Raw genomic sequence first — 12,612 nt, forward strand, 5'->3', positions numbered from 1 at the left:
CCGCCGCGGAAGGGATCAAGCCGAGATATCAGAAAGATACCGCTCGAAGGTGACATTATGCGCAATTTTGCGCGCCTCTTCTTCCATCGCGGCAGAGGTCACGGTCCAGCACAGGATCGGCACCCCCTTGGCGCGCAGCTCTGCAACGCGAGGGCTGGCGAGATCAGCGACCTCGTGGCTGATAAAGCACGACCCGGACCGGTCAAAATCAGGGATCTCGCGCAGATGGTCACAGACCTCCGGCGTCAGTTCGGGCCAGTGTTTGGCCTGATAGCTGCTGGTGGTGATGCCACGCGGCAGATCCGGGGCCAGACGTGCCAGTTCAACCACCGAATGGGGGTTGAAGGACATCAGCGCCACCTCTCCCGTGTAGCCCTGCAATTGGCGCACGGTATCTGCCTCAAGCGTGCCGATGTCGGGGCCCATGTTGCCGTCTTGGTCCTTGAGCTCGATCAGCAGCGGCACGCGCCCATCCACCAGCTCAAGGATTTCTGCAAAATCCGGGATGCACTCTCCATCGCCCCCTTTCAGGGGAATGGCACGCAGCTGGTCGCGGGTGTAATCCGCCACCAGCCCGGTGCCTTCTGCCAGACGTTTGAGCCCATAGTCGTGGAACACCATCGCGCGGCCATCCGACGACAGCTGCAGGTCCATTTCGATCCCATAGCCTGCCTCGATGGCGGCGCGCATGGCGGCGCGGCTGTTTTCGGGGCGACCGTCCGTCACATCATGCAGCGCGCGATGCGTGATCGGGGTGCGCACAAAGGCGTCTGGCAGTTTCATGGTCATGCGATCTGGAACACGCCGTCGATTTCGACCGCAACACCCAGCGGTAGCGAAGGCGAGCTGACCGCAGAGCGGGCATGACGGCCCGCGTCACCCAGCACTTCGACCATCAGGTCAGACGCGCCGTTCACAACCTGCGGCTGGTCGGTAAAGCTATCGGTGGAGTTCACGAAGGCCCCCAGTTTCACAACCCGCTTCAGCCGGTTCAGATCGCCACCGCATGCGGCCTTGAGCTGAGCCAGAAGCGCGATCGCACATTGGCGGGCAGCTTTCTGACCGGCGGCGACATCCATGTCTGCACCCAGTTTGCCGGTGATCAGCCCGCCTGCATCAGCAGAGATCTGGCCGGAGATGTAGACCATGTCACCTGCGACCACGTAGGGCACATAGTTTGCGGCCGGTGCGGGAGCTGCAGGCAGTTCGATCCCCAGCTCTTTGAGTTTGGCTTCGATATCCATTGTCTTGGTCCTTTGAAACGATTTGGACGAACGCTAACCGGGAAGTGCAAAGGCGGAAAGACGAAATTCGGCCCTTCCGCCTGTGATTTGCGACGATTGACCGCCGCCGGACGGTCCTGCGGCTCAGCTCTCGCGGAAGGCGCGGACGAAGTAGTCCGTCAGCGGCTTTACCAGGTAGGCCAGCGGAGAGCGATCGGCGGTGCGGATGTAGCCCTCGACCGGCATGCCCGGAATGAGGGCCGTGCCTTCCGGCAAGCGGTCGATCTGCCCCGGATCCAGCGCGATTTCCGTCCGATAATAAGAGATCCCCGTATTTGGATCCTCAAAGGCATCTGCAGAAACCTGCTGAACCGCCCCAAAGAGTTCGGGCGTGCTGCGTTGATCCAGCGCCGGAAAGCGCAGGGTGACAGGCTGGCCGACAAAGATCTGATCGACGTCCGTGGGCGCCACCTGCGCGGCAATGACCAGCGGGCGGTCCTGGGGGACGATGTACAACACCGGCTCGGCCGCCCGGATGACAGAGCGAGGGGTATGGACCTGCAGGCCATAGACGACGCCGGACACAGGTGCCGTGATGTCCAGGCGTTCCAGACGATCCAGCAGGGTGCGGCGCGTTTCTGCCAGCTCCAGCTCCTGATAGCGCAGATCGCGCAGACGGCTGATCGCCTCCTCTCTCTGGCGAGTGCCAAGTTTGAGGATTTCGATATCGATCTCCGTGATCCGGCCTTCGGCCTGTGCCTCGCTTGCGACCAGCTCTCCCAATGAGCCCTGCAGATCCGCCTCGCTGCGCTGAAGCGACAGCACGGTGCCCGCCTGAGCAAGCCCGCGATCCAGCAGGGACTGCTGGTTTTCCAGTTGCTCGCGGATCAGCTCCAGCTGGGTGCGGCGCGAGGCCTGTTGGGCCTGGATCCCGGTGATCTGGTTGCTGATCTGGGCGCGGCGCTTTTCCAGCTGTTCGATCTCGCGCGCCACTGAATCACGCCGGGCCAGAAACAACCGTGTCTGCCCCTGCATCAAGTCGCGCACATCGGCACTGGTCCTGGCTGCTGTTTCCAGCTCGGGGTCGAAGGTGATGGTTTCGGCGCGGTCGCGCTCTGCCTCCAGCCGGGCGCGGCGGGCAATCAGCTCAAACAGCTGCCCTTCCGTGATTGCCAATTGCGAGCGCAGCTCCCGCGCATCGAGTTGCAAAAGGATCTGCCCGCTCTCGACGGTGTCCCCCTCATCCACGCGGATGTCCTGCACGATGCCGCCATCAAGGTGCTGCACGACCTGCCTGTTTCGATCCACCTCGATCCGCCCCGAGGCAACGATGGCCCCCGCGATGGAGGTGGCAACAGACCAGGTGCCAAAACCACCGATCAGAACCAGCACGCCAATAAGGCCCACAATCACCGGACGACGTGCGGACCATGTTTGCTGGCTGTTCATCGCACACCTCCTGCGCCGGTGGACTGCTGGATGGTCTGATGGTTGGCGACCATTTCCCGCAACACTTTGTCTTTGGGGCCAAAGGCGGTCTGAACCCCCTGATCGACGACCAGCAGCAGATCGCATTCCTGGATCGCGGCAGGACGGTGCGCCATGATCAGAACAGAGCGTCCTTCGGCCTTCATCTGACGGATCGCGTTGTTGAGCGCCACCGATCCGTCGTTATCGAGATTTGAATTCGGTTCATCCAATATGACGATCACCGGGTCATCATAAAGGGCGCGCGCCAGTGCCACCCGCTGCATCTGTCCACCGGAAAGCCGCCCCCCACCGGCGGTGATGCGAGTGTCATAGCCCTCGGGCAGGCGCACGATCATATCATGTGCCGCGGCCTTTTTGGCGGCCTCCACCACCTTTTGGGCGTCCGGGGCTGTGGACAGGCGGGCGATGTTCTGGGCAATCGTGCCTTCAAACAGTTGGACCCGTTGCGGCAGGTAGCCGATGTTCTGACCCAGCACCTCTGGTGCGTATTGGTCGATGGAGGCCCCATCAAGCCGCACCGTTCCCGCCGCCGGGCGCCATGCCCCGGTCAGGGCGCGTGCCAGCGTGGACTTGCCGGACCCCGAAGGCCCGATGACACCGATCGCCTGCCCCGGCTCTACCCGGAAGCTGACGTTGCGCAGTTGCGGACGGTTGTCACCCGGAGGGATCACCGCCAGCGCCTGCACTTCCAGCTTGGCCTGCGGTTTTGGCAGCGCGGTGCGCTCTTTCTCTTCCGGTACGGTGGTCAGCAGCTCGGCGAGGTTGCGCCAGCCCTTCAGGGCGCGCTGCACCATCGCCCATTGCCCCAGCGCCAGCTCGATCGGCGCAAGGGCCCGCCCCATCAGGATGGAGCCCGCGATCATCGCCCCTGCCGTCACCTGATTTTGCAGCACGAGATATGCGCCAAGACCCAGCATCGCCGATTGCAGAAACAGGCGGAGTGTCTTGGTCAGCGTCGTAAAGCTGCCGCCAATGTCATTGGCGGCCACATTGTCGCCAAGGGCGGCATCGCGCCCCTGCTTCCAACGCTCAAATGCGGCCTGGCGCATGCCCATGGACTGGATCACCTCGGCTTCGGTGCGAATTTCCTCGGACATCAAGTTGGCCCGATGGCCTGAGCGAGCCGCCTCAAGGAGAGGACCGCGCGACAGAATCTGATTGATGATTGCGATGGCGATCAGAACCGCTCCGCCGCCAAGGGCCAACAGCCCCAGCCACGGATGAAACAGGGCAATGCCAAGCAGGAACAATGGCGTCCAAGGCAGATCAAAAGCCGCCCCCAGCACAGGCGAAGCAATCAGACGCTGAACCGACTCCAGATCGCTGAGGCCGGTTTGGGCGACCGGATCGGGTGCCACGGCGGAACGACGGATCATCGCATCAAACACCCGCTGATCCAGACCCGCCTGAAAGCGCGCGCCGATCCGGGCGAGAATACGACCCCGAGCATAGTCCAACACACCCATCAGCCCGTAGAGAAAGACCACCAGAAGTGACAGCGCCAGCAGCGTCTCGACGGAGCGGCTGCCAAGAACGCGATCATAGACCTGCATCATGTAGAGCGGACCGGTCAGCATCAGCATATTCACAAAGAAGCTGAATATGCCAACCGCCCAATAAAGCCCCCGACTGCGGCGGCGATGGGCGCGTAACTCGTCGCTCCCGGCCTTATGAAGTGATTTCATCATGACAGGCCTGCACTTCCTTCTAAAAATGCCCTATGTATCCGCTTAGCGCCAAGGTGTCAGCAGGATCTGTTCCATATCTGTCACAAGTCGGTAAACAAACCGAGTCCCCCACTAGGCAGGGCTCAGAAACTTTATAAGTGGGACCACATCGCACCCACAGTAAAATAATGGACTCCGAGCGAATGACTTTTCCGCTGCGACCCTTTTTGATGATGGCCATGGTAACGATGAGCGCGGCGCTTGCAGGCTGTGCGACGCAGGATTCTGTCTCGCGCGCCTCTGGCGAGGTGTTTGACCCTTACGAAAACAGCAACCGCTCTGTTCACAACTTCAACCGCAATGTTGACCGCTATGCCTTTCGCCCGGCGGCCAAAAGCTATGTTGCGGTTGTCCCCAAGGATATGGTGCGCGCGTTCAACAACTTTGCCGAGAACATTTCGATGCCCGGCCAGGCCGTGAATGCGCTGCTGCAGGGCAACCTCAAGGAAGCCGGGATCGCCATGTCCCGCTTTGCCGTCAACACGGTGTTCGGCATTGGTGGCCTGGGTGATCCGGCTTCTGATTTCAACATGCCGCGCGTGGACACCGATTTTGGTGAAACACTGCATGTCTGGGGCGTCGGCGAAGGTGCCTATGTGGAGTTGCCGTTCTTTGGCCCCTCCACTGCGCGCGATGGTGCGGGCATTCTGGTGGATTTCTTTACCAACCCGATCAGCTACGCTCGGCATAATCCGGCCGACAACATCGGCATCTATGCTGAGGTCGTGCGCCGGCTCGGGGATCGTGGCACATATTCCGACACAATTGACTCGATCCTTTACGAAAGCGCCGACAGCTATGCGCAGGCCCGCCTGATCTATCTGCAGAACCGCCGCTTCGAATTGGGTCAAGACCAGAGCGAACTTGAAGGGGTCTATGGTGATCCCTACTCCGATCCTTATGAGGACATCTATGCCGAGTAATTTTCTGACCCGTCGCACCTTCATCGCAACCGGTCTGGCCGGGCTGGCACTTGCGGCCCTGCCTGCCAAACTGCTCGCCCTGACTGAAGCTGGTGCGCGCACCCTTGTGGGCAGCGTTGTGGGCGACATCAACAAGGTCATCGCCTCCGGCAAGTCCGAAAGCGCGATGATCCGCGACTTTGAAAAGATCTTTGTGCGCTACGCGGATGTGAACATCATGGCCCGCTACGCGCTGGGGGTCGACAGCCGCCGGGCAAGCGCAAGCCAGATGAAGGCCTTTACCCAGGCGTTCCAGGGCTACATCGCGACCAAATACGGCCGCCGCTTCCGCGAATTCATCGGCGGTTCCGTCGAGGTGCAATCCGCGCGCAAGATCAAGGCCGGCTATGAAATCAAGTCGATTGCCAAACTGCAGGGGCAGGCCCCGTTTGAAGTCACCTTTCTGGTGTCCGACAAATCCGGCCGCGACAAGTTCTTCAACATGTTCATCGAAGGCGTGAACCTCTTGCTGACCGAACGCACCGAAATCGGTGCCATTCTGGACCGCAACAAAGGCGACATCGACAGCCTGATTTCAGAATTGAAGCGCCTGAGCTGACGCCCCCGAACCAGGCAGCGGACAACCACAACCAAAAAGGCCCCGGTGATTGCCGGGGCCTTTTTTTCATGCTTGGGTTTGGGATCGGGGCTGGGGCCTGGGTCAGTTCCCGAAGATATCGCGCAGGAGGCTGTCTACCGCGCGGCCCAGCTCTTGCCCGACATTCGGGCGCTGGCGACGCTGGGGTTCGGGTTGGGGCGGTGGTGCGATCGGCTTGGGAGCGGTCATCGGCAGGGGTTTGGGAGTCAGCCCATCATGCACCCGCACCATGACCTCGCGCCAGATATCAGCAGGCAGCCCGCCCCCCGTCACGCCGGACAAGGGCGTGTTGTCGTCATAGCCCATCCAGACACCGGCAACATAGTCGGCGGTGAACCCAACAAACCACGCATCGCGGGCGGCCTGGGTGGTGCCCGTCTTGCCCGCAGCCTGCCAGCCGGGGATCTGGGCTCGTTTGCCACTGCCTTCAGAGACCACTTTCTCCATCATCCAGATCAGTTCTTGGGCGGCCTTGGTCTGGATCACCCGCTCGCCTAGGCCACCGCTGGCCCCCATCAAAGGGGTGCTGTCACCGACCAGTGCCAACTCTGTCACCCCATAAGGTGTCACCGAAGAGCCACCGTTCAGAATACCGGCATAGGCGCCCGTCATGTTGATCAGCGTGCTTTCCGATGCGCCAAGCGCCAGAGCGGGGCCTGCGGCCAGTTCGCTTTTCAGGCCAAAGTCACCTGCCACCTGGCGCACCAGGTCGCGCCCGACTGCCTCTGAAATCTTGACAGCCGGCACATTGAGAGAGTCGCGCAGCGCCCGCGCGAGCGTGACCTCACCATAGAATTTACGGGTATAGTTTTGCGGGCACCATTGGCCGGAACCGGGAATGTCGAGGCAATACTGGGCGTCCAGCACACGATCCAGCGGTGAATAGCCCAGCTCCAGCGCGGTGGCATAGACAAAAGGCTTGAAGGCTGATCCTGTCTGACGCTGGGCCTGTGTGGCGCGATTGAAGACCCCCGACACCCGTGTCTTGCGCCCGCCGACCATGGCGCGCACCGCGCCATCTGCGCTCATCACGACAATCGCGGCCTGCGCTTTCGAGCCTTCGCGGACCTTTGTTTCAAAGACATGCGCCAGCGCCTCTTCGGCCGCGCGCTGCAGACGTTGATCCAACGTGGTGCGGATCACCACGTCTTCGGTGGTTTCCGAGCCAAAGAAATCAGGGATCGTGTCCATGACCCAATCGGCAAAATACCCGCCTGCCCGCGCGGCGGCGGCTTCGCTCAGGACGGCCGGATTGTCCTGAGCAGAGCGCATTTCCGCCGTGGTCAGATAGCCCTGCTCCTGCATCAGGCGCAAAACGGTGGCGGCGCGATCCTGCGAGCGCTGAAGGTCGTTTGTGGGCGCCAGCGTGGACGGCGCCGTCAACAGGCCTGCCATCATGGCCGCCTCAGCTGCGTTGACCTGATTGGCCGACTTGCCAAAATAGCGCTGCGCTGCCGCCTCTGCCCCGTAGGCACCGCCACCAAGATAGGCGCGGTTCATGTAGATCGAGAGGATCTCGTCCTTGGTGTATTTCGCCTCCATTGCCATCGCAAAGATGGCTTCCTTGGCCTTGCGCCAAAGAGAGCCCTGACGGCAGTCGCGTTCATAGGCGCGTTCGCTTTCCCATTCATCAGGGTCATAGACCACGCCCAGACACAGGAGCTTGGCCGTCTGCTGAGTGATGGTAGAGCCGCCATGCCCGGAGAGAGGGCCGCGGCCCTCGCGCAGGTTGATGCGCACAGCGCTCGCCACACCGCGGGGGGAGACCCCGAAATGGCGATAGAAACGTTTATCCTCGGTCGCGATGATCGCGTTCTTGAGGAAGGGGGAGACGGTATCAGCGGTCACGACACCGCCAAACTGATCGCCGCGCCAGGCAAAGACCTCGCCATTGCGGTCCGTCAGCGTCACGGAACCACGTGCCCGGCCATCCAGGAGCGCCGAAGCCTCAGGCAATTTGAGGTAGTGATACCCCACCGCGAGGCCGACCAAGGCAATCGAAATCATCCCGATCCGCCACGTAAAGCCCCAAGCAAGACGGAAGGCCCAGCGGAAAGGTGTCAGCAACAGCCACACCAGCCGACCAAGCGCCGACTTGGGTTTGCGCGGCCCACGCCCGCCACCGCCCGAACCACCCGCACGCGCCTTGCGCTGACCAAAGAGGCCGAAAAAGCCCCCCTTGCGGGCCTTGCCTGCCGCTTTGGCGCGGGGTTTGCGCGTGCGCGCGGCGGGCTTGGACTGTGCGCCCCGCCCTGAACTCGCATAGCGTTTGTCTGCGACCAGAGGCCGACGCCGCGTTCCTTGTGCCATCTTCCAGATCCTGCCCGGTTTGCCCGTTTTGCGCACAATACAGCGTCGCCGCCGTTTTGTTGAGGGGCAGATTTTGGGCAAATTCCCTCAACACGCCGGGTGTTTTTTAGGCGCACCGGCGAAAGGCCGCCTATTTTTTAGGCTCGCCCCTGCGGCATCGCCGTGAATCAGCCCCCCGAACATTCCACCGACTCGGATCTGCCGATTTGCTGCAGGTGCAAACAGTTCAGATGCAGACAACGCGACAGGGGTTCTGGGATGAAAATGATCATAGCAACCATCAAGCCTTTCAAGCTGGAGGAGGTCCGCGAAGCGCTGACCTCCATCGGCGTTTCCGGGCTGATGGTCACCGAAATCAAAGGGTTTGGCGCACAGGCAGGCCATACCGAAATCTACCGCGGCGCAGAGTACGAAGTGAACTTCGTGCCCAAGGTCCGGCTTGATCTCGTGGTGCCATCCAGTCTGGCCGATCAGGTGGTCGACACAATCACCCAAACCGCGCGTACCGGCAAAATCGGTGACGGCAAGATTTTTGTTCTGGATGTCGCACAGGCCGTTCGCGTGCGCACCGGTGAAACCAATCACGATGCGCTTTGAGCGCCCGTAAAGGAAGGAAACACATCATGAGAAAATCCACACTATCCCTTGCGGCGATCAGCGCGCTGGCCGCGCCGGGCGCTGCGCTCGCACAAGAGGCCGCAGCGCCGGCAGCGGTTCCGACCGATAGCGTTTTTATCCTCAACTCGCTCCTGTTCCTGATCGGCGGTTTCCTCGTCTTCTGGATGGCTGCCGGTTTTGCGATGCTCGAGGCGGGTCTTGTTCGGTCCAAGAACGTCACCATGCAGCTGACCAAAAACGTCGCGCTGTTTTCATTGGCGGCGATCTTTTACTATCTGATCGGCTACAATCTGATGTATCCGCTTGGCACCTGGTCCATTGACGGCGTGCTGTCTGGCGTCTGGGGTCCCGGTGTCCTGGAAGCCGTCGGCATCACCGCAGAACAGGCTGACGACTATTCCTATGCTTCTACCGGGTCCGACTTCTTCTTTCAGCTGATGTTCTGTGCGACCACCGCATCCATCGTGTCCGGCACCCTGGCGGAGCGCATCAAGCTGTGGCCCTTCCTGATCTTTACCATCGTGCTGACCGCTGTGATCTACCCGCTGCAGGCCAGCTGGAAGTGGGGTGGTGGTTTCCTCGACGAGATGGGCTTCCTCGACTTTGCGGGTTCTACCGTTGTGCATTCTGTCGGTGGTTGGGCCGCTCTGACCGGCGCGTTGATCCTTGGTCCGCGTCTGGGCAAGTACAAGGGCGACAAGACCATCCCGATGCCCGGCTCGAATCTGGCGCTGGCGACCCTCGGCACCTTTATCCTGTGGCTGGGTTGGTTCGGTTTCAACGGTGGATCCCAGCTTGCCATGGGCAGCGTGGGTGATGTTACCGACGTCAGCCGCATCTTTGCCAACACCAATGCCGCTGCAGCAGGTGGTGCCGTAGCCGCGCTTTTGCTGACCCAGCTGCTGTTCAAGAAGCCTGACCTGACGATGGTTCTGAACGGTGCGCTGGCCGGTCTGGTGTCGATCACCGCCGAGCCGCTGACCCCGAGCCTTGGCATGTCCACCCTGATCGGTGCTGTTGGCGGCGTGATCGTGGTGTTTGTTGTCCCGATGCTGGACAAGATGAAGATTGACGATGTCGTCGGCGCCATCCCGGTGCACCTGGTTGCCGGTATCTGGGGCACGCTGGCCGTGGTGCTGACCAACCCCGATGCCAGCCTGATCACTCAGCTCACCGGTATTGTTGTTGTCGCGCTCTTCGTGGTGATCGCCTCTGCCGTTGTCTGGCTAATCCTGCGCGCAGTCACCGGCATCCGCGTGGATGAGGAAGACGAGATCAACGGGCTGGATATGGCCGAGCTGGGCATGGAAGCCTACCCGGAGTTCTCTCCCAGCTGATCCCATCACATCCTAAACACAACGATGCGGCCCCCGGAAACGGGGGCCGTCTTTGTCTGTGCCGCTTGTCCCGCACTGGCATCAAAAGTCTGAACGCCCGATACGAAAAACGCCCCGACAATGCGGGGCGTTTTGATTGGGTCAGAGCGAATGCCCCGCTGAGCTGCGTCAGACGCCAGCGTCGACAATCGCCTGTGCCAGGATCGGCACGGTCTGTGTGTTCAGGCCCGCGATGTTCATCCGGCTGTCGCCCACCATGTAGATGCCACTGTCGGCCCGCATCTTTTCCACCATCTCTGGCGAGGTGCCCAGAAGCGAGAACATGCCGCGGTGCTGTGCGAGGAAGCCGAAACGATCAGAACCGGTCAGGCGCTGCAGTTCATCGGCCAGTTGCTGGCGCAGGGCCAGCATGCCCAGACGGGTCTCTTCCAGCTCTGCGGCCCAATCGGCCCGCAGCGCGTCGTCGTTCAGGATCATCGAAACCAGACGCGCGCCGTGATCCGGCGGGAAGGAATAGTTCTGACGGTTGAGGAAGGCCAAGGTGCCCTGGTTCAACGCCTGTGCGCCTGCGTCCTGAGACACCGCCATCAACAGGCCCGTGCGCTCACGGTAGATGCCGAAGTTCTTGGAACAGCTGGCCGCGATCAGACACTCGGGCGTATTGGCCGCAACATAGCGCACACCCTGGGCGTCTTCCTCCAGACCATCGCCAAAGCCCTGATAGGCAATATCGATCATCGGGATCAGACCGCGTTCATTCAGGATCGCGACAACTTCCTGCCACTGCACCATGTTGAGATTGGCACCCGTCGGGTTGTGGCAGCAGCCATGCAGCAGGACCACATCGCCTTTGTTGGCCGTCTTCAGGTCCGCGACCATACCGTCGAAATCGACGCCACAGGTTTCGCGGTCGAAGTAGCGATAGGCGACCGTTTCGATGTTGAGATAGTTCAGGATCGAAATATGGTTCGGCCAGGTCGGGTTCGACACAAAAACGCGGGCACCCGGGTTGGCCATCTTGATCAGTTCAAACGCCTGGCGCACGGCGCCGGTGCCCCCCGGTGTTGCCGCAGCAGCGATGTTGCTGCGCGCAACGCTGTCGGACAGGATCAGCTTGATCATCGCATCGGAATAGGCCGGATCACCTGCCAGGCCGACATAGGATTTGGAGGTCTGCTCTTCCCAGAGTTTGTGCTCTGCCGCCTTGATGGCGCGCATGACCGGCGTCACCCCTTCGGCGTTCTTGTAGACGCCCACGCCAAGATCAATCTTGGTCTCGCGCGGATCGTCGCGATACATCTGCATCAGCGCCAGGATCTTGTCCGCTGGCTGGGGTTTCAGGGTTTCGAACATCAGGCTTCTCCGGTTGCAACGGGCAGTGTCGGGAAGGCGCCCCACTCGGTCCAGGAGCCGTCATAGAGCGCATGATCGGTCTTGCCGAAACGCTCCATCGCGAGGCTGAGGACAGCAGCGGTGACACCTGACCCGCAGGTGGTAATGGCTGGTTTGCCGAGGTCGACGCCGGCGCGTTCGAAAACAGCGCGCAGCTCGTCCGGCGATTTCATGGTCTGATCGCTGTTCAGCAGGCTGGTAAAGGGCACATTGCGCGAGCCGGGAATATGGCCTGAACGCAGACCCTCTCGTGGCTCGGGAACCGCGCCCTGAAAGCGTTCTGCTGCACGTGCGTCGATAATCTCGTGGTCACCGAGCTTGGCAGCGGAGGACACTTGCGTCACATCGCGCACCAGATGGTTTTGCACTCGCACCGTCATGTGGCGGTCCCGGATCACTGGCGGCAGATCCTCAACCGGGTGGCCCTCGGCCTGCCATTTGGGCAAGCCGCCATCCAGCACGGCAACATTGGTCTGCCCCATGAGGCGGAACATCCACCACACCCGCGCGGCAGAACGCAGACCAGAGCCGTCGTAGACCACCACCTGATGGCCGTCTCCCACCCCCATAGCCCGCAGGCGGGACATGAATTTCTCGACCGGCGGCATCATATGCGGCAGATCCGAGCGGTTATCGGCGATATCGTCGATGTCAAAGAAACGGGCGCCGGGAATATGGGCGGCTTCATATTCGGCTTTGGCGTCGCGGCCTTCGTGCGGCATGTACCAGGACGCATCAAGAAGCCGTAGGTCCGGATCCTTGAGATGTGAAATCAGCCAGTCTGTCGACACAAGCGTTTTGGGATCGTCCACGATTACCGCCTCCTGTCATGTAAGCTGTCGAAGCAGTACAACCGACCGAACAGAGTCGCAAGGGAAGCCGGCAGGGTCACGCAATATTATGACCCGGCCACACTGTGGCAGATTGCCTGCCCCCTGCTGGCCGGACCTTTTG

General features: G+C 61.3%; 11 protein-coding genes. 4 read left to right on the top strand and 7 right to left on the bottom strand.

The annotated features are described in order from the left end of the window. Positions 1 to 15: 15 nt before the first annotated feature. The 4 genes from KUV39_RS10490 to KUV39_RS10505 all read right to left on the bottom strand — a co-directional run bounded on the left by KUV39_RS10490 (position 16) and on the right by KUV39_RS10505 (position 4,402). The gene (locus KUV39_RS10490; RefSeq protein WP_046211873.1) at positions 16 to 789 is read right to left on the bottom strand and encodes a glycerophosphodiester phosphodiesterase family protein; all 774 of its coding nucleotides are present in this window, start codon (positions 787 to 789) and stop codon (positions 16 to 18) included. Then, positions 786 to 1,244, bottom strand: coding sequence for a RidA family protein (locus KUV39_RS10495; RefSeq protein WP_008562435.1), 459 nt, complete (start codon positions 1,242 to 1,244; stop codon positions 786 to 788). Before KUV39_RS10495 ends, KUV39_RS10490 begins: the two co-directional genes overlap by 4 nt. Before the next feature lie 123 nt (positions 1,245 to 1,367). Next, positions 1,368 to 2,672, bottom strand: coding sequence for an HlyD family type I secretion periplasmic adaptor subunit (locus tag KUV39_RS10500; RefSeq protein WP_222459747.1), 1,305 nt, complete (start codon positions 2,670 to 2,672; stop codon positions 1,368 to 1,370). Beyond that, a complete protein-coding gene (locus KUV39_RS10505) occupies positions 2,669 to 4,402 on the bottom strand; it encodes a type I secretion system permease/ATPase (protein ID WP_168578462.1) in 1,734 nt (577 codons plus the stop codon). The genes KUV39_RS10500 and KUV39_RS10505 overlap by 4 nt, the downstream gene beginning before the upstream one ends. A gap of 182 nt (positions 4,403 to 4,584) precedes the next feature. On the opposite strand from KUV39_RS10505, the gene KUV39_RS10510 reads away from it, so the two are divergent. Then, a complete protein-coding gene (locus KUV39_RS10510; protein ID WP_037302672.1) occupies positions 4,585 to 5,364 on the top strand; it encodes an MlaA family lipoprotein in 780 nt (259 codons plus the stop codon). Next, entirely contained in the window at positions 5,354 to 5,962 is a 609-nt protein-coding gene (locus KUV39_RS10515) for an MlaC/ttg2D family ABC transporter substrate-binding protein (RefSeq protein ID WP_008558830.1), read from the top strand. Before KUV39_RS10510 ends, KUV39_RS10515 begins: the two co-directional genes overlap by 11 nt. Positions 5,963 to 6,064: 102 nt before the next feature. Here the strand turns inward: KUV39_RS10515 and KUV39_RS10520 are convergent, their stop codons facing one another. Then, positions 6,065 to 8,311 (bottom strand): transglycosylase domain-containing protein, encoded by a 2,247-nt coding sequence (locus tag KUV39_RS10520; protein WP_222459748.1) that lies wholly within the window; start codon positions 8,309 to 8,311, stop codon positions 6,065 to 6,067. 258 nt (positions 8,312 to 8,569) lie between these two features. On the opposite strand from KUV39_RS10520, the gene KUV39_RS10525 reads away from it, so the two are divergent. After that, entirely contained in the window at positions 8,570 to 8,908 is a 339-nt protein-coding gene (locus KUV39_RS10525; protein WP_008558947.1) for a P-II family nitrogen regulator, read from the top strand. A gap of 26 nt (positions 8,909 to 8,934) precedes the next feature. Next, positions 8,935 to 10,266, top strand: coding sequence for an ammonium transporter (locus KUV39_RS10530; RefSeq protein ID WP_222459749.1), 1,332 nt, complete (start codon positions 8,935 to 8,937; stop codon positions 10,264 to 10,266). A 168-nt stretch (positions 10,267 to 10,434) separates the two neighbouring features. Here KUV39_RS10530 and KUV39_RS10535 read toward each other — a convergent pair whose 3' ends face one another. After that, on the bottom strand, positions 10,435 to 11,619 hold the full coding sequence (locus KUV39_RS10535; protein WP_222459750.1) for an amino acid aminotransferase: 1,185 nt from the start codon (positions 11,617 to 11,619) through the stop codon (positions 10,435 to 10,437). Further along, the gene (sseA, locus tag KUV39_RS10540) at positions 11,619 to 12,470 is read right to left on the bottom strand and encodes a 3-mercaptopyruvate sulfurtransferase (protein ID WP_046211867.1); all 852 of its coding nucleotides are present in this window, start codon (positions 12,468 to 12,470) and stop codon (positions 11,619 to 11,621) included. The genes KUV39_RS10535 and sseA overlap by 1 nt, the downstream gene beginning before the upstream one ends. Positions 12,471 to 12,612 lie beyond the last annotated feature (142 nt).

Source organism: Phaeobacter italicus (assembly GCF_019801785.1).
Taxonomy (GTDB): domain Bacteria; phylum Pseudomonadota; class Alphaproteobacteria; order Rhodobacterales; family Rhodobacteraceae; genus Phaeobacter; species Phaeobacter italicus.